The organism is Nonomuraea sp. NPDC048882 (assembly GCF_040649755.1).
Taxonomy (GTDB): domain Bacteria; phylum Actinomycetota; class Actinomycetes; order Streptosporangiales; family Streptosporangiaceae; genus Nonomuraea; species Nonomuraea maheshkhaliensis.
Map to the genome: position 1 here is coordinate 1 of NZ_JBEZGB010000018.1, position 21,975 is coordinate 21,975.

The following is a 21,975-nucleotide window of genomic DNA, read 5'->3' on the forward strand; positions in this document are numbered from 1 at the left end:
GGCGCGACAGCCGGGCCAGCGCGCTGACCACCGCCTGTATTCGACCCTCAGCCGAACCGTTCAGCTGGCCACACCTTGATCACGAAAGATCGAGGGTAGTGCTCGACATACTCGTTCAGAACCGATCGAAGGTGGCGTTCGTCGTAGATCAGCATGCGGTCGGTGCATTCGGCTCGGACGGTGCGGATCCAGCGTTCGGCGTAGCAATTGGCTCGAGGCGTTCGTGGCGGTGTCTTCATCACCGTGACGCCCTGGCTGGTAAAGATCTCGTCGAAGACGGCGGTGAATTTGGCGTCCCGGTCACGGATGAGGAACCGAAATGACCTTACCTGGCGGCCGAGATCCATAAACAGATTTCTCGCCTGCTGAGCCGTCCAGGCGCCTGTGGGGTGAGCGCTAACGCCCAGGATGTGCACACGTCGCGTTTCCACCTCCATCACGAACCACACGTACAAGCGCTTCAGGAAGACCGTGTCGACGTGGAAGAAGTCACAGGCGAGCAGCCCCTTCGCTTGCAGCCGTAGAAACGTCCGCCAAGAAGTGTCGAAGGTTCGTGGCGCCGGACTGTGCCGGCGTGAACGCAGGATCCGCCGCACGGTCGCCGCGCTGACCTGCAAACCGAGCCGAACCAGTTCACCGTGGACCCGCCGGTACCCCCATCTTGGGTTCTCACGAGCCAGGCGCAGGACCAGATCCCGGACCTCTTTGCTGGTTCCGGGACGGCCGGTGCGGTGGGGGTAGGTCCAGGAGCGTTTGATCAAACGACCATGCCAGGTCAAGAGGGTTCCTGGGGTGACCAGCCGAGGAGCGCGCAGCACCGACGGCAGGACATGGGCCAAGGCCGCCAGGAACACTCTATCGGCCCAGTCCGGCTTCGGCCGCACAACCTGACGACTCAACACCGCAACCTCGTGGCGGAGCACCATGATCTCGACATCCTTGGACGCCTGGCTACGCCCCAGCAACACCAGCCAGCCGAACACCCGGATCAAGGTCAGAGACAGCAGACGAACCGACACGAACTGCGATCTTGCCCGTAGGGCCTGTGGAGGTCAAAGCCGCAGATCAAGCACCACGCGATGAGTTATGAAGCGGTACAGGCGGGCCATCTTGGCGGCTGAGACGAGGAGGATGGCTCGTTGTCATCCTCGTCCGCTCCGGCGCGTCCGGGACGCGCGGCAGGCTTGTGCCGCCCTCGCCCAGATGCGTCAGCGCCGCGTTGGGGCTCGGCGGCCTTGCTGTCCCCGCTGTTGCTGCTTGACCGCCGAGGGCACCGTCGGAGGGTCTTGCCGCACTCCGGCCGACAACGCCGCGAAGCGTTGAGGCGCTCGAGGACGAAGCGAAACGCCGCCGTGGCGGCTCCCACGCCAGCCCGGTGCCGTTCAAACGCAGACGGCCGATTGTCCAGGTACGCAACAATATGGCGTGTGATTGTGGACCAGGCGATCTACTGCAACGGCACGCGCGAGACGATCATCGGCGACATCAGCGACGCTTTCGGCGCCGCTCGGGCCCGGGGGGACTGTTTCCTGTGGATCGGCCTGCACGATCCCACGCAGGAGGAGTTCGATCTGATCACCAGCGAGGTGATGCTGCATCCGCTGGCGGTCGAGGACGCCATCCACGCTCATCAGCGGGCCAAGCTGGAGCGCTACGACGACACCCTGTTCGTGGTGCTCAAGCCGCTGCTGTACGACAAGGCGTGCTCCGACATCGAGGTCGGCGAGATCAACCTGTTCCTGAGCAAGGACTTCGTCATCAGCGTCCGGCACGGACAGGCCGCCCCGCTGGCCGAGGTGCGCCGCCGCCTGGAGGCCGACCCCGAACTGCTCGCCACAGGGCCCGCCGGCGTGCTGTACGCGATCTGCGATGAGGTCGTCGACGCCTATGGCCGCATCAGCCACGAGGTGGAGAGCGACCTGATCGCGCTGGAGCACCGGGTGTTCAGCGGCGAGCACGCCGACGTCACCGAGGACATCTACCAGCTCAAGCGGGAAGTACTGGAGTTCCGCACCGCGCAGGATCCGCTGGTCCCGGTACTGGAGGAGATCGTCAAAGGCCGGGTGGAGCTGTGCTCGGTCAACCGGGAGCGCTTCCGCGACGTGCTGGACCACCTGCTGCGGGTCGATGCGGCGGTGGACGAGCGCAACGAACTGCTGACCAGCGTGCTGAGCGCACACCTGGCCTTGGTGGGCCGGGAGCAGAGCCAGGCGGCGATGCAGCAGAACGCCGACATGCGCAAGATCTCCTCCTGGGCGGCCCTCATCGCCGTGCCCACGATGATCGCCGGCATCTACGGCATGAACTTCGACTACATGCCCGAGCTGCACTGGCTGCTGGGCTACCCGCTCAGCCTGACCGCCATGGTCATCGCCGTGATCATCGTGCACCGGCTGCTGCGCAGGAGCGGATGGCTGTGAACCCCTTCAAGAAGCTGCGCCGCCGGTACTCCACCGCCAGGCTCCTGGTGGCCGCCGTCGTCGCCTGGATCGTCCTGCTGAGCGTGCTCATCCTGCTCGACCCGCGTGCTGCCGGCCCCCTGCCCTGAGATCGCGGCTCCGCACGGCCCCGGCCGCCGATCGTCGAGGTGACCTCTGCTGCGCGGCGCTCACCGGCCAGACGCGGCGCGGCCAGGCCAGCCGGATCGGTGTCAGGAGTGCCAGGGCGGCCAGCGCGAACGCCGGCAACGGGGCCCCGGCGCAGCACCTCGGCGCTGATGTCCTGGGTCTTGGGCATGGTGCCGAGCAAGCTGCCGAGGCCCTCATACACCGCATCCAGCGATGTGGCGCTCTGGGCGTCGTAGGCGCGTCCGCCGGTGCCGTCGGCCGGTGTCTGCAGCGTCTGGGCGTTGGGCGGGACCGGCATCGGGCGGCCCCTGGCGGCGCGGGACCGCGCTCGCTCTCCGTCGTGCATGTGCACGTCTCGCGCACGCCTGCACGCGTAGGGAGGGAGTCGTGCAGGAGAGCGATCACCGACTGGAGCACCTCCATTGTGGCCTCGGGCGTGATGGTGTCGTCGTCGCTGAGATCCAGCCTGATGACGATTTTCGTGAGGGCTTGGACAAGGGTGCGTTCGAGCGTGGTCATGGTGGGGCTCCTGGCTGGCCGTTGAGGGCCGTTTACCCTCGTCGGCCTGCCCCCGGCTCGGTGAGCCGGGCTTCCAAGGTCTGCGATCGTCTGTGCCAGCCGGCTGGCGTCGCTTCGGCGTCATGCCTGCGGGCTATCGGGAGCGTTTCACGACAGGGGTGAGCATGACCCCACCTGTGATGGGATCGGGCAAAGGCACACGATATTTCCGTCCAACCACTCCGAATGATCACATGGTGGCCGCCTTCATGCCACCTCCAGGCCCAAGATCGCGAAGTGTCACTGGAGTACGAGGAGCCGTCCGTTCGAGCAGGGCGCATCATCGTGCCGTACCGAGGGAACGGGTCGCCGACGGCGCGGCCAGGCGGCGGCGCACGCTGCCCATCCTCGGGACGACGGCGCATGCTTCACCTCTGTCGAAGGGTGGTCGGCTTGGGCCTCGGCTCCTCGCCAACTTATCCTCTGTGTGGGCTGGGACCAGACCCGCCAGCCCCACCATCCGCGCGGCGTGAACGACCAGAAGGCGTGGACCGCCGGTGGGGTGGAAGGCGATGGCCAACTGACCCGTCAGGGCACCAAGGCGGTAATGTGGCATTACACCGCCACCAACGGCCTGACGGGGTGAACCGCGCGATCACCGACCTGTGGTGGGCCACTGGGTCGGACAACTTGCTGGACTGGAGCATCGCGCGGGCCCCCTTCCAGATCGCCCGGCCGCACCGGCCGGGGCGAGAAGGCCGCTGCCCAGCAGCACACCGTGGGGCATGAGGGCCTTTCTGGCTGGCGACGAAGGAGCTTTCACATGTCCACGTGGTTCATCACCGGCGCTTCCCGGGGGCTCGGCCTGCACCTCGCCCGCACCGCCCTGGCACACGGCGACACCGTGGTGGCGGCGGTCCGCGACCCCGCCCGCCTGCCCGGCGACCTCCAGCGGTCCGGCCGGGTGCTCGGCGTCCGGCTCGACGTCACCCGCGATCAGAAGATCGCCCCGGCCACCGTCGAGACCGCCGTCCAGCGTTTCGGCAACGTCGACGTCCAGGTCAACAACGCCGGCCGGGGCCTGCTCGGCGCACTGGAGATCACCGACGCCGAGGCGCGCTCCCTGTTCGGCCTCGTCGCCATGGGCTCTTCCAGCGGTATCGGCGCTACCACCGCCCACCGCCTCGTCCCCAACTGGAGGTGATGGGCATGAAAGCAGCTGGCATCCTTCGTGGAGGGACGATCCCAGCGATCGCCGTCGTCGACCGCACGGGCACAGTGGTCGGCTGGACCCAGGCCGCCGAAGAGCTCACCGGCTACCCCGCCACCGACATTCTCGGCCGCCCCATCGGCACACTGCTCCCGTCCGACGGCCAGGGCGGCGAACCGCCCGGCACGCATCTGCCCAGTACGGGATTCATGGAGGTGCGGCGGCGGGACGGCGAGGTGGTCATCGTCCGCACCGAAGCCGCCCCGCTCACTCTGGACGACGATGCCGGGACCCGACAGGGGTTCTGGCTGGTGTCAGCGATCGCGGCCGCCACCGACCTGTCCACCAGCGCCCTGCTGGAATCGCTCATCAGCAGCTTCCCCATCGCCATGGCCATCTGGGACAAGAATCTGCGCTGCGTCTGGCGGAACGAGGCGTCTGAGCAGCTCGGCGACGGCTACCCCTACTACCGTAACGGCCGCTCCCTGACCGAGCCCATCGAGGGGATCGACACCGAGGCGGTGCAGGACGCGATGCGCAAGGTGCTCGCCGACGGCCAGCCCGTGATCGACCGGGAGGCCCACTGGTCCTATGAGGGTCAGGAGCGTGCGCTGTCCATCTCGCTGTCGCCTCTGGTGGGCGCCGACGGCCGGCCGCTGGGCGTGTGCTCGGTGGCTCTGGATTTCAGCAACAGCAAGGCGCGAGATCGCCTCAAGCTGCTGCGCGAGGCCAGCGTCCGGCTCGCCAGCACGCTGGATGTCAGGAAAACCGCCCAAGAGCTGGCCGAGCTGGCCATTCCGGTCCTGGCCGACTACATGACCGTCGATTTGTGCGAGGAGATGCTGCCCGGCGCCGAGCCGTTGCAGCGGCTGGCCGCGTCAGAGGCCGGCATTCCCGTCTTCCGGCGGGCTGGCATGGCCTCGGTGCACGACGGGGTGCCCGAGTCTCTCTGGGGACGCAACGAGGCGGTGTTCGTGCCGCAGGGATCACCGTTCATGGAGGTCCTGCACACGCGCCGGCCGCACTTCGAGCCCGTGCTGGACACCTCGCCCGGCACCTGGCTGGACCTGAACCCCGACCGGTCGCGCACCATGCGCGCCCGCGGCGTGCACTCGCTGATCGTCATTCCGCTGCAGGCGCGCGGCGACGTGCTCGGCGTTGCGGCGTTCGCGCGCACCTCCAACCCGGCGCCGTTCACCCGAGACGACCTGCTCCTGGCCGAGGAGCTGTTCGCGCGGGCCGCACTGAGCCTGGACAACGCGCGCCAGTACACCCGCGAGCGGCAGACCGCGCTCGCACTCCAGCGCGACCTCCTGCCGGACGGCCTCAGCGGCACCGACACCGTCGAGGTGGCCTCGCGCTACCTGCCCTCCGACCGGCACAAGGGGGTGGGCGGCGACTGGTACGACGCCATCCACCTGCCCGGCTCCCGCCTCGCCCTGGTCGTCGGCGACGTGACCGGGCACGGCATCAACGCCGCGGCCACCATGGGCCGACTGCGCACCGCCGTGCGCACCCTGGCCTACCTGGACCTGCCTCCGGACCAGTTGCTCACCCACCTCGACCACCTGATGGCCAAGGACGCCCGCGGCTTCGACGTCACAAGCGCCACCTGTCTGTACACGGTCTACGATCCGCGCACCGGCCGCTGCACCATGGCCGCAGCCGGACACCCACCGCCCGCAATCGTGACCCCGTCCGGCGACGTGACGTTCCCTTCGCTACCCGCCGGCACGCCGATCGGCGTCGGGCTGGGCACCTTCCAGTCGCACGACCTGCATCTGCCGGCCGGGACCCTGCTGGCCCTCTACACCGACGGCTTGATTGAGACGCGGCATGCCGACCTCGACACGGGCATGGCCAGGCTCGGCGACACCCTCGCCCGCGCGGCATCGCGGTCGGCGACGCTCGAATGCGTGTGCACGACCGTCATCGGCTCCATCGTGGACGACACACCCGAGGACGACATCGCCCTGCTCATGGCCCGCATCCAGGCCTGACCCCGCCGTTGGAGGCTGGGGAAGGCTTTCAGGACAGTGCGCCGGCGCAGGTCGAAGCTGGCGTACAGGCAACTCGTGTAACTAATAACCCTTGAGTTCCTTCGGGTCTCTTCGGTCGCTCTAGTAGTAGGCGTCACCATGAACCCGCCATGGCCACCCGCGTCCAACGCACCACCAACGCCCGGCCGCTGGTCAATACGGTCCACTCGTCCTTCATCACCCTCGGGGTCATCATCGGCTCTTCGATCGGAGGCCTGACCATCGATGCCTACGGCCTGCGGGCCCCTCTCTGGCTCGGCGCGGCACTGGCGGCGCTGGGCCTGCTGAGCCTCCTGCCGGAGGCCCGCATGCGCAGCAAGCCGCAGGACCTGGGGCCGTCCAGGGCATCCGCCGAGCAATCAGCGCCCGGCCGCCGAGATCGTCAGCTCGACGGATCACGGCCACAGACCGGCTCTTCGAGCGGAGCCAGCACGTGAAACTGATGGAGCACGCCTGGCGTATGGGCGGGTATCACCCCCAGCGCCACCCCGACCGCCACCATCGCCGAAGGGGCACGACCGCGGCCCCCATCACCACCGGCGCGAACCTCGACCACCATCTCGTCCCCCAGGTGATTCTGTGACCACGAACCCACAGCCGAACGAGAAGGCCATCGGCGATCTGATCGAAGAGGTCGGCCGATCCAGCGCGCGGCTCATCAAAGCCGCAACCACATTGACCGACGACCAGGTGCGCGCTCCGTCGGCACTCCCCGCCTGGACGCGCGGCCAGGTGCTCGTGCACCTCGCTCGCAGCGCCGACGCCTACACCTGGTTGCTGCGTTCAGCCCGCGGGTGCCACCACCCCGGCAGCAGGCCGACCACGGCTCCCCCGCCCAGTACGACGGAACGCGCGGCCGCACTCGCCGCCGACGTGCGCCTCAGCCTGGAACGCTTCGCAGAGGAGGCCAGAGCGATGCCGGCTGACGCCTGGAGCCGGTTGGTCACGGCGCTGGCGGGCTGGCGGCACCCGGCCTGGTTCACCCTGTGGCGATGCCTACGCGAACTCGAAACCCACCATGTCGACCTGTACTGCGGTTACCACCCGTCCGACTGGCCGGTCTCGTACGTCATATGGGCCCTCGACGACACACTCGCCACCCTGAAAGAACAGCACCTCCCCATCGGTTCGGCCGAGGCAGTCGATCTGGGGCGCAGCTGGGAGCTCACCCCCGGCGGGCCCACGGTCGCCGCCGCCGGGCACGTGCTGCTCGGCTGGCTCGCCGGCCGTACCCCCGGACCGGACGAGAACCTGCCGCTCCCGCCCCCCTGGCCGCAGCCACCCACCCCCGGCTGGGGCCGGGCACGCCAACCCTGACGACCTGACCAGCGACCGGCGTGAACAAGGGCCGGTGGTGGTACTGGTCGTGCTCGCCCACGATCACGGCCAGCCGGCAGGCGCCGCCTTCGAGCTTCATGGCACGCTCCTTCGCCTGGAAGCCTCACCGCCCGCCCTCGGCAGGGGCTGGGGCGGCTGTGCCTTCCTTATGAGCCCTTGCCCGCCTGGCCCGAAATGACGCCGGGCAGGTCGGCCGAGGTGGCCTTGCGGCAGCCCGGTCGGCTGCCGGATGCCTGCCGGAATGGGGTCCCTCAGGTCAGTGTGCGGGCGTGCGGGGAAGCGGTGCGCCTACCCTCGTAGATGGCGATGGATCCCGCCGAAGCCCCCGCGAGCAGCGCGTCGCGCGAGGGTCGAACCGCCGGATGCGGCTGATGGCTTCCTGGCCGCGCCTCAGCGCGTCCGGGAAGGGGAAACGGGTCCATGGGGAGTTCGCTGTTCGTCGCCGCCGTGCTCGCGGTGACCGTCCTGGCCCGGCAGCATCATCTCGGTCGAGGTCGGGTTGTCGGTGTCCATCATCGAGATCGTCTCCGGGGTGGCGCTGGGCAACACGCTGCACCTGGCCACCCACGACTGGCTCATCTTCCTGGCCTCTTTCGGCAGCGTGGTGCTGACCTTCCTGGCCGGGGCCGAGGTCGATCCGGCCGACTTCCGCACCACCTGGCGGGACAGCACCCCGATCGGGCTCCTGTCGTTCCTGGCGCCGGTTGCCCGATACGTCACGCCCTGGCAGGCGTGTCGTTCGCCTGCCCGGACGACATCGCCTACGCCACCCGCATCGCCACCACCCAACTCAACCAACAGGCCAAACCCTCGATATGGGGACGGCCACCACCGCCTGCCCGACGCTTATGCCGCCGGTTCGTCGGAAGCGAGGTCGAGTACGGCCTTGCCGGGAACGCGGCGCGCCAGCAGTGCCTCTATCGCCTCGTCGACCTGGGTCCAGGGGCCGCGCCAGCCGACTTGTGGATCGAGTTCGGCGTTCTCCAGCAGGTGGATCAGGTAGGCGATATCCGGGCCGAAGGGGCCGGACACCATGAAGGGTTCCAACCGCTTGGGGATGCCTGTCAGTCGTTCTTCCTCGAAGTCGATGACGGTCGGCTCGCGAGATGCCCATCCGATGGACAAGGCGAGGCCGCCGTCCTGGAGTTGCCCGAACGCCTCGCTCAGCAGTCGGCCACCCACGTTGTCGAGCACGCCGAACACAGGATCGGTGGCTTTCGCCGTACCGACAAGGATCTCCGCGGCGCCCAGTTCGCGCAGTCCGACGGCGCGTTCCGGCCGCCCCACCGATGCGATGACGTGCGCGCCTGCGCGCGCGGCCAGTTGTACGGCGAGCCGTCCCACACCTCCTGACGCTCCGGTCACCAGCACGCGGCGTCCGAGTACGGAACCCAGCCGGCGGACCGCTTGCAGAGCTGTCGCGCCGGCCGCGGGCAGGGCGCCGGCCGCACCGAGGTCGACGCCCTTGGGCACAACGGCCAGGTCTGCGGTATCGACGGCGCGCAGCTCGGCCCACCCGCCTGTCCCTGCGAACGAGGAGACGCGTGCGCCCTCAGGCGGTCCGGAGCCATCGGCGGCGGCCTTCACCACAACACCGGCGGCATCCTTGCCGAAGACCTGGCCGGGGCGCAGTTGCCGGGCAGCGAAGGCAAGCTCGCCGAAGTTGAGCGAAGCCGTCACAACCTTGATCAACACCTGCGACGCCTGCGGTCGGGGTTCGTCGATCTCGTCGAACCGTACGCCCTGTGCGGCGTCGGGATCGTAGATCAGGGCACGCATCCATATCCTCTTTCAGACTTACTAACCAGTTAGATTGGTAGGAATACCCTACCAGACTGAACTTACCGGTTAGAATTTTGGTATGCCTCGTCCCGCTGCACGTGATCGACTGCTGGAAGCCGCACGCGAGCTGTTCTACGCCCACGGCTACAGCGTCTCGATCGATGCCGTCACGGAGCGGGCCAACGTCGCCAAGCCCACCGTGTACGCGCACTTCAAGTCCAAGGACGCCCTCATCGGCACCGTGCTCACCGCGGCAAGCGACGAATGGTTCACCGAGTTGGACGCCGAACTGGAACGACGCGGTGGTGACCCGCTGGCTCAACTGGTGGCACCGTTCGACCTGCTGGCCGCCAACCTGCCCGACCCGAGCTACCATGGCTGCCTTCTGGTGAACAGCGCAGCCGTTTTCCTGACACCCGAGCATCCCGCTCATCACGCGCTGGCCACCCACGACGAGCGAATGCTCGCGTTGTTCGAGCGCCTGGCCACTGCGGCAGGAAGCACGCAACCAACCGTCGTGGCCCGGCAACTGCTGGTGCTCTATGACGGCGTCAAGACCCGGGGCCTGGTCGATCACACCGGCACTGCAGCCAGTGATGCCCGCGCGGCAGCGATGGCACTGGTCACAGTCGGATGAGCCGATCGGGCCATTCTGCAAGGACAACGGCCAGGTCATCGGCTGGTGGTACGACGCGCAGGGACAGAGCACGGCGCCGGAGGTGCCCGTACCGGGCGTGACCGCCATCTCGTTCCACCCGCCGTACCGCCTGTGGGTGCCAAGAACTCGGCCGCCTCATGCGACCTGCGCGTATTCGTGGATCAGCCCGCCGAGGCGGTCATGTCGGATGACCTTGATATCGTCCTCGACCGGGTCGGGAAGGGCTCGCAGCGGGGCGGCCTGGCCCAGGGAGCGATGCGGGCGATGCTCATTGAAGTGGGTTTCGTACGCAGCCAACACGCACCGTAAGTGGCGGGCGTTGACGATGAGGATCCGATCGAGCAGTTCTCGGCGCAGACCACCGATCCAGCGTTCGACGAACGCGTTGGCCCGCGGAGCGCAAGGCGGACTCTTGAGAATGCGGATGCCCTCGGCCGTGAAGACTTCGTCGACCATCGTGGTGAACTTGGTATCCCGATCGCGGATGAGGAACCTGAACCCCTGCGCCCTGTCCCCCAACTCGATCATCAGGTTCCTAGCCTGCTGCGCCACCCACGGCCCGGTCGGGTGCTCGGTAACGCCGAGGACGTGCACCCTGCGGGTGCTGATCTCCATGACGACCAGGCAATACAGGCGCTTGAACAGCACGGTGTCGCAGTGGAAGAAGTCGCATGCCAAGATCCCCTCAGCTTGAGCACGCAGGAACTCACTCCAGGTCGGTCCCGCGCGTCGCGGCGCTGGATCGATGCCGGCCTTCTTCAAGAGGAGCCATACGATGCAAGCGCCCACCCGGTAACCCAGAGCGGCGAGTTCCCCAGCGATCCGCCGGTAACCGCGTCACGAACAACCGCCGACGACCAGATGGAGACAGCAGCCGCGCCAGCGCGCTGATCACCGCCCGATCCGCCCACGACAGCCGAGGCCTTGCCACCTGCCGACGCAACACCGCGACCTGATGACGCAAGACGAGGATCTCCGCTTCCTTCGACCGATACGAGCGACCCAGCAACACCAACCAACCCGCAAGCCGGACAAAGATCAGGTAAAGCAACCGCAGCGCCATGAACAGCGATCATGCCCGCCAGAACGGGAACACCAAACACCAGGTCAGCCCCAACGGCCGAGTTTCGGGCACCCACAGGCTCGTGCTCAGCGGCCTTGATCTTCACGGTCGCGGCCGCTGACACGAGCGGCGGGGGCGTGTGCTCAGGGGCGGGTCTGCCGGTGCCGGTGGGCCAGGACGAGCCAGGCCGCGAGGGCGGCGAGCGCCGCGAGGACGATGACGCCGATCCGCAGCACGCTCCCCATCGCGCCGTCCCCGTCCGTCTTACCCGCCGCGCCCGCCGCGGCCTCGTGCAGGTGGGCGGGTGCGGACGCCTGGCCAGGAGCGGGGGCGGCCGTCGTACCCGGTGCGGGAGCGGTCGTCGAGCCCGGCGCGGGCGCGGCGGTCGGGCCCGGTGCCGCAGTCGCCGCCACCGGCGCGGCGACCACGCCGGCCTTCACCTTCACCGTCTTCTTCGCCTTGGCCGGCTCGGTCGCCCTCACCGTCACCCGCCACTCGCCGCTGGGCAGCGGCTCGGCGGAGCGGTAGAGGTTCTGGCCCTCGCCGGCCGACCGGAGCGGGACCGGGCCGAAGGCACGGCCGTCGGACGAGGTAGCGGTCAGCGTCGCCGCGACGATCTCGGTCACGGGATGGCCGTCCTTCTTGTACGTCACGAGCACGTTGACGTTGTCGGCCCCGTCACCCATCACCTCCAGCTTGATCGGCCCGCCGTGCGCGTGGGCGGCCGGTGCGCCGAGCACCAGCCCGGCCCAGGACAGCAGGACGGTCAGGACGTAGGCCGATGCCTTCTTCACGGAACATGGCTCCCTTGCGATTCGATGCCGGCGCCCGGGCCGGTTGACGGCCGCCACCTCTGAGGGCGGGTGACGGGACTCACGTCTCCTGCGGCCTGCCCTCACGGGCGAGCCTGATCAGTTCTTCGATGCGCCTGCGGCGCCGCGCGGCGTTCAGCCGGAGGGCGAAGAAGGTGAGGACGAGCAGGACGACGAGGCCGAGCTGCGGCCACGGCAGCGCCCAGACCGTGGTGGCGATCGTCGCCTGCCGCACGGCGACGTCCGGCGCCGCCGCACCGGCGAAGGAGGGGACCGCCACGACCGTCGTACGGACCGGCCCCAGCGGCCAGGCCCCCGCCACCCGCGCGACGTACGTACGGCTGCCGCCCGGCATGAGCTCCCTGGCCCTGGCCGCGGACGGGTCGCTCCAGGAGTTCTCGGTGAACAGCGTGGACGACAGCACCCGGTTGTCACTGACGAGCCGGATGTTTCCGGCGTTGGCCACCGTGTACGTCACCTCGACCGTCCCAGGGACGAAGGGATTCCACGAGCCCGTGTACTCCGCCCGCACCCCGCTGACGGCCACCTTGGCGACGTAGTCGCCGGTGACCCGGATGTTCAGGCGGACGCCCACCCGGTTCTGGACCCGTACCTGCCCGGAGACCGTCTCCAGGGACGCGGTCACTCCGGCAGGATGGTCGCCCGGCGTCGCGTTGCCGGGGATCGACACCGTCACCGGCACGACGGAGGTGGCACCGGCGGCGACGGTCACCTTCTCGGGCACCGTGATCCACGAGCCGCCGTCCACCGGCGCGACGTCCGACGGCCGCATGTCGAAGTATCCCTTGGAGGTCAGGTAGCCGTCGTTGGCGTCGATCCCGAACTCGACCGGCTCGGTGGAGCGGTTGATGACCGCGACGTGCTCGACCACCTGCCCGCCGCCGGGGAGTTCGAGGTCGATGGCGCTGCGGCCGTCGGGCCCGCCCGCGTTGGCCGGCACGACCGACCAGGTGGTGTCGGCGTGCGACGGGGCCGCCGGCCCCACCAGGACGGCGGCCGGCAGGGCGGCGAGGACGGCGAGGCGGGCGAGGACGCCTCGCGCACGGTTGATGCTCAACAGAGGATGTCTCCAGTCTCGTCGTCGTGGCCGCCCGGAACCCCGCAGGGGTCCCGGGCGGCGATGGCGTCCCGCGCCCCGGCAAATGGCTCAGGACTGGTTGAACAGGGAGAGCGTCAGGGTCGAGTGGTATTCGCCGGCGGCGACGTCGGTGGGCGTGCGCAGCGCCAGGTCGGCGTTCACCTCCCAGGTGCCGATCTCGTCGGCGGAGTTCGCCGTGGACACCAGCAGTTCCTGGCCCTGCAGGCCGACGGTGGGCGCTCCCGAGCCGTCGGAGATGACGCTGGAGACGGGCTCGCCGGCCGCGACCGCGCCGGTCGAGGAGTCGCTCAGCAGCCGCGGCCGCCAGCCCAGGTACTGCGGGCCGATGGGCGGCGCGGAGCCGTCCGTCGCGGTGAACTCGCCGGCCTGGCCCACGACCGCCCAGAAGTCACCGTCGGGGATCTCCCCGGGATCGCGGGTGTCGGTCACCGTGACCGTCGGCAGGGTGCCGACGAACTGGCGGGCGGCGGCGTCGGAGCCGCTCTCCTGCAGGGCCACCCCGCCGTTGTCGGCGACGGTCATGGACACCTGGCCGGTAGTGGTGCCCGGCTCGATGGTCACCGACACGTCGATGCCGTCCTCGGGATCGTCCTCGGCCACGGCAGGACCGGCCAGGCCGGCGCCGGCGAGCGCGACACCGACCACCGCGGCGGCGAGCAGCCGCGCGGCCTTGTTGATTCTCATGTGATCGCTCCATCTATGAGTGGGCCGGGCCGGCCGGCCCAGCGGCCGGCCCGGGGGTTCTGTCTCAGCTGCAGTCGAGCGCCGGGTACGCGGCGTCGTACGACGAGGTGACCTCCTGGCCGCCGATCGTCGCCGTCCCCTTCACGGTCACCGTGCCGGCGTCGATCTGCCCGGCCCGGCTGTTGAAGGACTGGTACGCCTGCTTGCCCGGGGCCACGCCGGCCACGGTCTTCGTGCCGTACGGCGTGGTCAGCGTCACCGTCGCCGCCGTCTCGGAGGTGTTGACGGCGGTGACCGCCACGTACGCCGAGGTGCCGATGCAGCGGGACGCGGCGGAGACCGCCAGCTCGACCTGCGCCGCCCCGGTCAGGCGGAAGAAGTCGAACGTGACCGTCTTCGAGGCCGTCTGGTTGGTGCCGATGGTGTAGACGCCGACCTTCGCGTCTTCGGCCACGGCGCTGTTCTCCACCGGAGCGGACAGGTCCGTCCAGGTCTGGCCGTCGGAGGAGTAGGAGCCGGTGAAGGTGTCGCCCTCCTTCTTCAGCCGCAGGTGCCACTCGCCGCCGGTGAGGTTGTTCGCCTGCGGTTGCGGGCTCTGCACGGTGCCGCCGACCTCACTGCGCAGCTCGATGGCCCGCGCCACCGTGGCTCCCGGCGAGTTGGTGGTGAGGAAGTCGAGCTTCACGTAGTCGTCGTCGCCGGTGTAGACCATCAGGCCGCCCTGCTGGTACTGCTCGTTGAGCGCCGAGGCGTCCAGCTTGGTCTCCAGCGTCCAGTCGCCGTCCGGGGCCAGTTGCAGGATGAGGTTCTTCGGGCCGGTGTTGGTGGTCCCGTAGATGTCACCCATCGTGGTGTCCAGCTCCAGCTTGCCGCCGCTCACCCGCGCGGCGGTGGCGTCGGGGCGCACGACCGCGCTCCAGCGGCACGTGTCGAGCGCGGTGCCGTCGAACTCGTCGTCCGGGGCGGGCGCGGTCGCCGTGTCGTCCGGCGTGATGTGGAACCAGTCGAAGGCCGCGTCCACCACCGGGTGGTTGGCCCCGGCGAGCGAGATCAGGCCGATCTTCGGGCTGGTGATCCCGGCGAGCGACTTGGTCTGCGGCATCGCGGTGAACGTGCTGCCGTCGGAGGAGTAGTGGGCGCTGATGGTGCTGCCGTCGCTGACGAACCGCACGTACACGGTGTCGGGGTAGGCGTCGCCGAGGGAGGCCGTGTTGCTCTGCGACACCTCGTTGGGGGCGGCGTTCTCCTCCCTGATGAACTGGAAGATGCGGCTGGCGTGGTCGGAACCCGAGGTCGAGCGCGCCTGCAGCACCATCTTGGCGTAGTTGTCGTCGTCGCCGTAGATGACCAGGCCCGCCTGCTGGTACGCGTCCCGCGCGTCCAGCGTGAGCTTGGCCGTGGCCGTCCAGGCGCCCGAGGGAGCCGGCTGCAGCACGATGTTCGGCGTGTTGCCGCCCGTGCTGTAGATGTCGGTGGTCGAGGTCGGGATCACCAGCTTGCCGTCCTCGACCTTGAGGTCCTGATTCTCGCGGACGACGGACCAGCGGTCACGGTCGAGCTGGTCGCCGAGGAAGTCGTCGGACCGGCCGGTGAAGCACACCGTGGCTTGGGCGTCCACCTTGACCTGGACCTGCGCGGTGGCCGACGCGCCCTTGTCGTCGGTGACGGTCACCACGGCGGTGTAGGTGCCCGGCGCGGTGTAGGTGTGGCTCGCCTCGGCGGTGGTGGGCTCGGGTGCGCCGGCCACGCCGAAGTTCCACTTGTAGGTGAGCGGGTCGCCCTCGGGGTCGGTGGCCGTCGCCGTGAAGGCCACCTGCAGCGGGGCGACGCCCGTCGCCGGGGTGGCCGTCGCGGTCACCACCGGGTGCTGGTTGTCGGTCGCGCCCTTGCCGACGAAGTCGACCCAGTTGACGTTGATCAGGTAGGCGTCGTCGGCCGCGTCCGTGGGCTTGCGTACGACGAAGTACAGCGGCCCGCTCGCCGACGGCGGTTCCGTCAGGTCGAGAGTGACGTCGGTGAACGTCTGCCAGCCGCCGGTGGGCGGCACCTCGACCGAGCCGACCAGCGTGCCGGTCTCGGGGTCGCCCGCCCGGATCTGCACGGTCCCGCCGGGGCCACCGGAGGAGGCGCGCAGCCGGATCGCGGTCAGGTTCGACAGGTTCGCCGGGTCGAAGGACCACCAGTCGCCGTCCTGGATGAACGCGATGTGCTCGTTGCCGCCCTGGGTGTCGCTGGTCGTCTCCGCCGCGACGCCCGCGGCGTCGGTGCCGGTGCCGCCGCTCACCCGGCCGGTCTGCGAGAAGTGCTCGGCCTGCTTGCGCTTGGGCTCCAGCAGGACCTCGCCCCGCCCGGTCAGCGACTTGGCGCCGTTGGCGCCGTCGTCGGCGTAGCTGGCCTCGATGACGTAGAAGAGGTTGTCGTACTCGCCGTGGCCGGCCTGCTGGGTCTGCAGCACGCCTTCACAGCCCTTGTGCTGGTCTAGCGGGTGGCCGTGGCTGTCGTGGCCGAGGATCGCCTGGATCTGCACCCGATCGCAGTCGATCGTGCCGTCCTCGGGGTCGGTGACGGTGACCTCGAACTTCACCTGGTCGCCGAACTCGAAGAAGGAGCCGTTCGGCGGCAGGTCCACCGAGACGGTGGGACGGGTGTTGCCCGCGCTGATCGCCACGCTCGCGGTGGCGGTCCTGCCGTCGGGGTTGGTGATGGTCAGGACGGCGTTGTAGTCGCCGCCCTCCTCGTAGGTGAAGGACGGGTTCGGGTCGGTGGAGTCGGTCTCACCGTCGCCGTCGAGGTCCCAGGCGTAGGTGATCGGCTTGTCGTCCGGGTCCCTGCTGCCCTCGCTGGAGAACGTGACGGCCAGCGGCAGCGGCCCGTCCGTCTTGTCCGCGGTGGCGCGGGCGATCAGCGGGCGGGTGCCCTTGGTGTACTCGATGCGGTAGATGCCGGAGTCGGCGTTGTCGCCGCCGAAGCCGGAGCCCCATTCGATCACGTAGAGCGCGCCGTCGGGGCCGAACTTCATGTCCATCGGCTTCTTGAACGGCAACGTGCCGAGGATCGGGTTCATCTCAACAAGTTCGGTGCTGTCCTCGTCGAGCTGGAACGACCAGATCTTGTCGTTGTTCCACTCGCCGAACAGCGCCTTGCCGTCCCAGTACGCCGGCCACTTGACGTCCGACTGCAGGTCGGGGTCGTCACGGTAGACCGGGCCGCCCATGGGGGCGCCGCCCCTCAGCTCCGGGAAGTGCTGCGGGTCGGCCGCGTAGTGGTACCAGACCGTCGCGGGGATGACCGGCGGCAGGCTGGTCAGGCCGTCGTTGTTCGGCGAGTCGTTGACCGGCGCCGCGCAGTTGAACGCCGACCCCGACTGCCTCGTGGCGAAGTTGAAGTCGACGTACGGGGTGTTGTCGCCGACGCAGTACGGCCAGCCGTAGTTGCCCGGCTCGGACACGATGTTCCACTCGACGGTGTTCTGCGGGCCGCGGGTGGCGCTGGCGGAGTTGGCGTCGGGGCCGTACTCGCCGAGCATGATGTGACCCGTCTTGGGGTCCAGGCCCATGCGGAACGGGTTGCGGAAGCCCATGCCGTAGATCTCCGGCTTGGTCTTCGCCGTGCCCGGTGCGAACAGGTTGCCCGATGGGATCGTGTAGGTGCCGTCGTCCTCGGGGTGGATGCGCAGCAGCTTGCCGCTCAGGCTGTTGGTGTTGCCCGCGCTGCGCTGGGCGTCCCAGCTCGACCGGCCCGACTGCTCGTCGATCGGCGTGTAGCCGTCGGAGGCGAACGGGTTGGTGTTGTCGCCGGTGCCCAGCCAGAGGTCGCCGGTCTTCGGGTCGATCACCATGCCGCCGCCGTGGTGGCAGCACTCGGCCCGCTGGACCGGGACGTCGAGGATCTTCTTCTCGCTCGCCAGGTCCAGGGTGTCGCCGGTGACGGTGAAGCGGCTCAGCCGGTCGACGTTCGTCCCGGTGGGCGAGTAGTACAGATACACCCAGTGGTTGGTGTCGAAGCCGGGGTCGAGCGCGAGGCCGAGCAGACCGCTCTCGTTGGCGGTGAAGACGTCCAGATCGGCCGCCGTCACGGTGCCGCCGGCCGGTTTGATGATCTTGACCTCGCCGAGGCGGTCGATGTAGAAGACCCGGCCGTCCTTCGCGACGTCCACCATCATCGGGTTGGAGGTGTCGTCGTCGAGGGTGACCTTCTCGAAGCTGGAGCTCTGCGAGGCCGAGCAGTCGGCCTTGACGACGCCCGCGGCGGTCTGGATGCCGCCGAGCAGCAGCTTCAGGAAGTTCGGCTCGCTGTAGTTCTCCTTCATGTGGCCGAGCCCGGTGTACCACGAACGGCCGCCGTCGAAGTCCTGGCACCACGTGTTCGGGTGGTCGGCGCCCATCGTGGCGCCGGTGTAGGAGGTCTCGTCCATCGACGTCAGCACGTGGACCGTCTGGCGCGGGTTCGCCTGGTAGTCGTACCACTCGTCGCTACGGGTCCAGGTCGTCGGCAGGTCCTTGGTGGACGGGTGCGCCGGGTCCTCGACCTTGACCGTGGCCTGCTGGATCGCCGGGTGGCTCTTGAAGTACGCGCCGACCAGCTTGCCGTACCACTCCCAGGTGTAGCCGCTGTCGGCGGCCGCGTGGACGCCGACGAAGCCGTTGCCGTTCTGGATGTAGCGCTGGAAGGCGTCCTTCTGGTCCTGCGTGCTCAGCGGGTCACCGGTCGTGGACATGAAGATCACGGCCTTGTACTGGGCCAGGTTCTGGTCCGTGAACAGGGCGCTGTCCTCGGTCGTGTCGACCGCGAAGTCGTTGTCCTGGCCGAGTCGCTGCACGGCCGCGATGCCTTCGGGGATGGAGTCGTGCCGGAAACCGGTCGTCTTGGAGAAGACGAGGACCTTGTAGGCGGGCTCGGCCGCCGAGGTGGCCTCGGCGCTCACGGGCGCCGCGAGGATCGGGACGAGAGGGACGGCGAGGGGGGCGACGAGGGCGGATAAGGCCATCGTCGTCACGGCTCGGCGCCTGAGGCGCCGTCCGCGTAACGGCAGGGCCGCACGGAGCAGCCTGGCCCACGTGCGATGACGTGGTGACATGGAAACCCTTCCTGACCGGGGGGACGTCAGGCAAGGCGCGCGCCGCCGCGCTGTTGCCACTTCGTGGAGCGGATCTTGCGGGGTGCTGGAGGGTGCCGTCTCCAGGTCTGCGGGGCCGTCAGACGGGTGCCGGCCGGGGTGACGTACCGATGATCGCCGTCGGGTCGTCGATGACGTCGCTGACCACCATGCTGGCGGCGCCCCGGGAGGCGGCGCCGAAGCCGAGCGTGGAGGCGACAAAGCGGCACTGGGCGGCGGGGGCCGCCACCACGAGCCGGTCCAGCTGGTCCTGCGCGTGCGGCAGCAGCCACCGGGCCAGCGAGGCGAAGTAGCCGCCGATGACGATCACGCGCGGGTTGAACAGGTTGGCCAGGATCGAGCCGCCGAGCCCGAGCCACTCGCCGACCTGCGCCACCGCCGCCGTCATCCGCGGGTCGCCCGCGGCCAGGCCGCCGGCGATGTCGCTCACCCGTTCGCCGGGGTCGGGCACCGGCCTGCCGGGCAGCCCGTACGCCTGCTCGGGCATCGCCGCGCGGACGAGCGCGGCCAGGCCGACCTTGGTCTCCCAGCATCCGGCGCGGCCGCACCCGCACTGGGCGCCGTGGGGGTCCACCTGGAGGTGCCCGACCTCGCCGGAGAAGCCGTCCGCGCCGCGCAGCAGCCGGCCGTCCAGGATGATGCCGCCGCCGACCCCGACCTCGCCGGTGAGGTACACCAGGTAGGGCGTGCCGGCGGCGACGCCGGAGGTGTACTCGGCCAGGGCGGCGAGGTTCGCGTCGTTGTCCACCCGTACCGGCAGGCGCAACGGGCCGAGCACGGAGGTCAGCCGCTCGGCCAGGGGCAGCTCGTGCCAGGACAGGTTGGGGGCGAGCGTCACGACGCCGCGGGTGACGTCCACGAGCCCGGGGACGGCGACCGCGATGCCGGCGGGGGTCGCTCCGGCCCGCCGCATGGCCTCGACGGCCTGCCCTGCCACGGCCGCGAGCCGCCGCACGGAGCCGTCCGGGCCGCTGCCCACCGCGTCGTGCACGATCCGGCGCTCGACCAGGACCCGGCCGCTGAGGTCGGTGCCATGGACCGCGATGTAGTCGACGTTGATCTCCATGCCGAGCGCGCCGACGTGCGCGCCGTGCAAGGCCACCGCGCGCCTGGGGCGGCCGACTGCGCCGACGTGCCTGACACCGACCTCGCGTACGAGACGCCGTTCCAGCAGCTCGGCCATCAGGTTGGAGACGGTGGCGCGGTGCAGCCCGGTCGTCTCGGCGATGTCGGCGCGGGACAGGACCCTGTGGTCGCGCAGCTCGCGCAGCACGAGCGAGAGGTTCGCCCGGCGCAGCGCGGCAGGACTCGCCGGTGGAGCGCCGCCCGGGGCGCGATTGGGTGGCTTGTACGACATGCGCACCACCTGCCCCTTTGTTTATCTCTGAGATCAATTAATCGGGTTGTAACACGCCAATGTCCGACCGTGAACCCCTCCGTCGCGTAACGAGTTGGCATCGCTGATGTCTGCGCATTTCAGCGACCGTTTCGGCGTTAGTTACCGGAACGTTACCTAAATTGCAAACGATTTCACCCTTGTGTCGGCGAAAGTCCCCTCTTTTAATGCGGCTAGCCACCCAACTTGATCGAGGAGGAGCGTGGACCACATCCGGACCGACGGTCACGCCGCCGACTCGGCGAGTGATGGCGGGTCCACCTGAGCCCTCAGGACCCGTCCCCGAGACCCGCACCCCGCCCCTGAGCCCCCGCCCGCCTGATCGTCCGGTTTTCTTACGTCGCCGCGGCCATGACGCCTGCCCTCGATCGGCCGGAAAAGCGCCGTCCTTACCCTCCCGCGCCCCTTTTTCACCCATGACTCCCGCCCGCCTGAACGGCCGTACAAAGCCGCACCGGCACCGTTGACGCCGACCTCGGTGCCGCCGCGGTGGTGCCAACCGGCACGCCAGGCGGGCGGGCACGCTGAAGGCCGCCATTAAGGCCGACGAGTGCCTGCGCGCGGTGGCGGCGCAGGCCAGGCTCCGCGAGTTCATCGGCAGGCTTCCGGACGGCTCGGACACGGTGATGACCGACGCGTCGGGCGGCGAGTGGCAGCGCATCGCCATCGCCCGCGCCATGTTCGGCCTGCGGCACGGCGCCCGGCTGCTGATCATGGACGAGCCGGCCGCTGGCCTCTGCGACATTTCCACGAGCTGACGGCCGGCGCCACGACGGTCGTGGTGGCCGTGGCGATCCTCGAACAGGTGACCGGGGTCGGCCTCGCGATGCTGCTCGGCCTGTTCAGCGAGGCGGCGAGCGACCACGCGACGAGCACGGTGCCGGTGCTGTCGCTCTGCCTGGCCGCGTTCGTGATGCTCACCCAGAGCACGTTCATCGCCGGCTACTTCACCCGGCTGCGCCTGTCGGAGGAGCTCCAGAACGAGGTGGAGCACCGGTTCATCGACGTGGCCGGAACGACGCCGACGCTGGAGATCCACGAACGTCCCGGCCGGGCCGGCCGGGCGGCGGCGTTCCGCGCCGGCCCGCAACGGCCTCCGCGAGGGCTTCGACCGGGTTCTGCGGCTCACCGGGGGGCGCTGGTCTGGGTGTCGTCGGCGCTGCTGATGGCCTCGGTCGTCCCGATCCTGGTGGTCCTTCCGCTGTTCGCCGTCCCGGCTGGAGCGGGGCGTCACGCTGGAGGGGCTCGGCCTCCGGTACTGGGACCGGGACCGGCCGTCGCTGAGCGGTGTCGACGTCGAGCCGCCGGCCGGCTCCGTGGTCGCCCTGGTCGGGGAGAACGGCGCGGGCAAGTCCATCCTGGTGAAGCTGCTGTGCGGTCTGTACCGGCCGGGGAAGGGCCGCATCCTGGAGGCGTTCTGGACGAGCCGACCGCCAGCCTGGACGCGCGGGCCGAGGAGTGGCTGTTCGAACAGTACGCCGGCATGGGCCGGCTGCGGGGCGGCGTGACCGTCCTGGTGACGCACCGGCTCACCACAGCTCAGGCGGCCGACCTCATCGTCGTGCTGGAGCGGGGCAGGGTGGCCGAGGTCGGCACCCACGACGCGCTGAGCCGCTCCGGCGGGCTCTACGCCGAGCTGTTCCGCCTCCAGGCACGCTACTTCGTGTAGTGGCGTGACGTGCGCGGCCGCGT

The 21,975-nt window shown here is 69.5% G+C and carries 20 protein-coding genes and 2 pseudogenes; 13 read left to right on the forward strand and 9 right to left on the reverse strand.

Features of this window, described 5'->3' with window-relative positions; genetic code table 11:
- Nucleotides 1–47: 47 nt before the first annotated feature.
- Nucleotides 48–1,019 (reverse strand): helix-turn-helix domain-containing protein, encoded by a 972-nt coding sequence (locus AB0C27_RS44370; RefSeq protein WP_357858129.1) that lies wholly within the window; start codon nt 1,017–1,019, stop codon nt 48–50.
- 408 nt (nt 1,020–1,427) lie between these two features.
- Here AB0C27_RS44370 and AB0C27_RS44375 point away from each other — a divergent pair, with 408 nt between their 5' ends.
- The 9 genes and pseudogenes from AB0C27_RS44375 to AB0C27_RS44415 all read left to right on the forward strand — a co-directional run.
- Nucleotides 1,428–2,420, forward strand: a complete 993-nt coding sequence (locus AB0C27_RS44375; RefSeq protein ID WP_357858132.1) for a magnesium and cobalt transport protein CorA — start codon at nt 1,428–1,430, stop codon at nt 2,418–2,420.
- A complete protein-coding gene (locus AB0C27_RS44380; RefSeq protein WP_357858135.1) occupies nt 2,411–2,548 on the forward strand; it encodes a hypothetical protein in 138 nt (45 codons plus the stop codon). Before AB0C27_RS44375 ends, AB0C27_RS44380 begins: the two co-directional genes overlap by 10 nt.
- Nucleotides 2,549–3,552: 1,004 nt before the next feature.
- Complete coding sequence (locus AB0C27_RS44385) at nt 3,553–3,711, forward strand: hypothetical protein (RefSeq protein WP_357858138.1); 159 nt, start codon at nt 3,553–3,555, stop codon at nt 3,709–3,711.
- Nucleotides 3,712–3,888: 177 nt separating this feature from the next.
- Entirely contained in the window at nt 3,889–4,269 is a 381-nt protein-coding gene (locus tag AB0C27_RS44390) for an SDR family NAD(P)-dependent oxidoreductase (RefSeq protein ID WP_357858141.1), read from the forward strand.
- Nucleotides 4,270–4,274: 5 nt separating this feature from the next.
- Nucleotides 4,275–6,275 (forward strand): SpoIIE family protein phosphatase, encoded by a 2,001-nt coding sequence (locus AB0C27_RS44395; protein WP_357858144.1) that lies wholly within the window; start codon nt 4,275–4,277, stop codon nt 6,273–6,275.
- A 143-nt stretch (nt 6,276–6,418) separates the two neighbouring features.
- Nucleotides 6,419–6,616, forward strand: a pseudogene (locus AB0C27_RS44400) (MFS transporter); the annotation flags it as partial.
- A gap of 131 nt (nt 6,617–6,747) precedes the next feature.
- Nucleotides 6,748–6,897, forward strand: a complete 150-nt coding sequence (locus AB0C27_RS44405; RefSeq protein WP_357858147.1) for a hypothetical protein — start codon at nt 6,748–6,750, stop codon at nt 6,895–6,897.
- Entirely contained in the window at nt 6,894–7,631 is a 738-nt protein-coding gene (locus AB0C27_RS44410) for a maleylpyruvate isomerase family mycothiol-dependent enzyme (protein ID WP_357858149.1), read from the forward strand. The genes AB0C27_RS44405 and AB0C27_RS44410 overlap by 4 nt, the downstream gene beginning before the upstream one ends.
- A gap of 553 nt (nt 7,632–8,184) precedes the next feature.
- Nucleotides 8,185–8,301 (forward strand): annotated as a pseudogene (locus AB0C27_RS44415) (hypothetical protein); the annotation flags it as partial.
- 197 nt (nt 8,302–8,498) lie between these two features.
- Here AB0C27_RS44415 and AB0C27_RS44420 read toward each other — a convergent pair.
- Nucleotides 8,499–9,431: a zinc-binding dehydrogenase gene (locus AB0C27_RS44420; RefSeq protein ID WP_357858152.1), complete on the reverse strand. Its 933-nt coding sequence runs from the start codon at nt 9,429–9,431 to the stop codon at nt 8,499–8,501.
- 82 nt (nt 9,432–9,513) lie between these two features.
- Between AB0C27_RS44420 and AB0C27_RS44425 the strand changes: the two genes are divergently transcribed.
- On the forward strand, nt 9,514–10,071 hold the full coding sequence (locus AB0C27_RS44425; RefSeq protein ID WP_357858155.1) for a TetR/AcrR family transcriptional regulator: 558 nt from the start codon (nt 9,514–9,516) through the stop codon (nt 10,069–10,071).
- A gap of 156 nt (nt 10,072–10,227) precedes the next feature.
- Here AB0C27_RS44425 and AB0C27_RS44430 read toward each other — a convergent pair whose 3' ends face one another.
- From AB0C27_RS44430 to AB0C27_RS44460, 7 genes are all read right to left on the reverse strand, one after another.
- Complete coding sequence (locus AB0C27_RS44430) at nt 10,228–10,854, reverse strand: integrase core domain-containing protein (protein WP_357858158.1); 627 nt, start codon at nt 10,852–10,854, stop codon at nt 10,228–10,230.
- Nucleotides 10,799–11,155: a hypothetical protein gene (locus AB0C27_RS44435; protein ID WP_357858161.1), complete on the reverse strand. Its 357-nt coding sequence runs from the start codon at nt 11,153–11,155 to the stop codon at nt 10,799–10,801. Before AB0C27_RS44435 ends, AB0C27_RS44430 begins: the two co-directional genes overlap by 56 nt.
- 143 nt (nt 11,156–11,298) lie before the next feature.
- On the reverse strand, nt 11,299–11,949 hold the full coding sequence (locus tag AB0C27_RS44440; RefSeq protein ID WP_357858164.1) for a hypothetical protein: 651 nt from the start codon (nt 11,947–11,949) through the stop codon (nt 11,299–11,301).
- Nucleotides 11,950–12,028: 79 nt separating this feature from the next.
- On the reverse strand, nt 12,029–13,045 hold the full coding sequence (locus tag AB0C27_RS44445) for a hypothetical protein (protein WP_357858167.1): 1,017 nt from the start codon (nt 13,043–13,045) through the stop codon (nt 12,029–12,031).
- A gap of 90 nt (nt 13,046–13,135) precedes the next feature.
- The gene (locus tag AB0C27_RS44450) at nt 13,136–13,771 is read right to left on the reverse strand and encodes a hypothetical protein (RefSeq protein ID WP_329581227.1); all 636 of its coding nucleotides are present in this window, start codon (nt 13,769–13,771) and stop codon (nt 13,136–13,138) included.
- Nucleotides 13,772–13,835: 64 nt separating this feature from the next.
- Nucleotides 13,836–18,758: a ThuA domain-containing protein gene (locus tag AB0C27_RS44455; RefSeq protein WP_357858604.1), complete on the reverse strand. Its 4,923-nt coding sequence runs from the start codon at nt 18,756–18,758 to the stop codon at nt 13,836–13,838.
- A gap of 208 nt (nt 18,759–18,966) precedes the next feature.
- A complete protein-coding gene (locus AB0C27_RS44460; protein WP_357858170.1) occupies nt 18,967–20,244 on the reverse strand; it encodes an ROK family transcriptional regulator in 1,278 nt (425 codons plus the stop codon).
- Between the two features lie 602 nt (nt 20,245–20,846).
- Between AB0C27_RS44460 and AB0C27_RS44465 the strand changes: the two genes are divergently transcribed.
- The 3 genes from AB0C27_RS44465 (at nt 20,847) to AB0C27_RS44475 (ending at nt 21,952) form a co-directional block, all read left to right on the forward strand.
- The gene (locus AB0C27_RS44465) at nt 20,847–21,041 is read left to right on the forward strand and encodes an ATP-binding cassette domain-containing protein (RefSeq protein WP_357858173.1); all 195 of its coding nucleotides are present in this window, start codon (nt 20,847–20,849) and stop codon (nt 21,039–21,041) included.
- Between the two features lie 558 nt (nt 21,042–21,599).
- Complete coding sequence (locus AB0C27_RS44470) at nt 21,600–21,791, forward strand: ATP-binding cassette domain-containing protein (RefSeq protein WP_357858176.1); 192 nt, start codon at nt 21,600–21,602, stop codon at nt 21,789–21,791.
- The gene (locus tag AB0C27_RS44475; RefSeq protein WP_357858179.1) at nt 21,767–21,952 is read left to right on the forward strand and encodes a hypothetical protein; all 186 of its coding nucleotides are present in this window, start codon (nt 21,767–21,769) and stop codon (nt 21,950–21,952) included. The genes AB0C27_RS44470 and AB0C27_RS44475 overlap by 25 nt, the downstream gene beginning before the upstream one ends.
- Nucleotides 21,953–21,975: the final 23 nt, after the last annotated feature.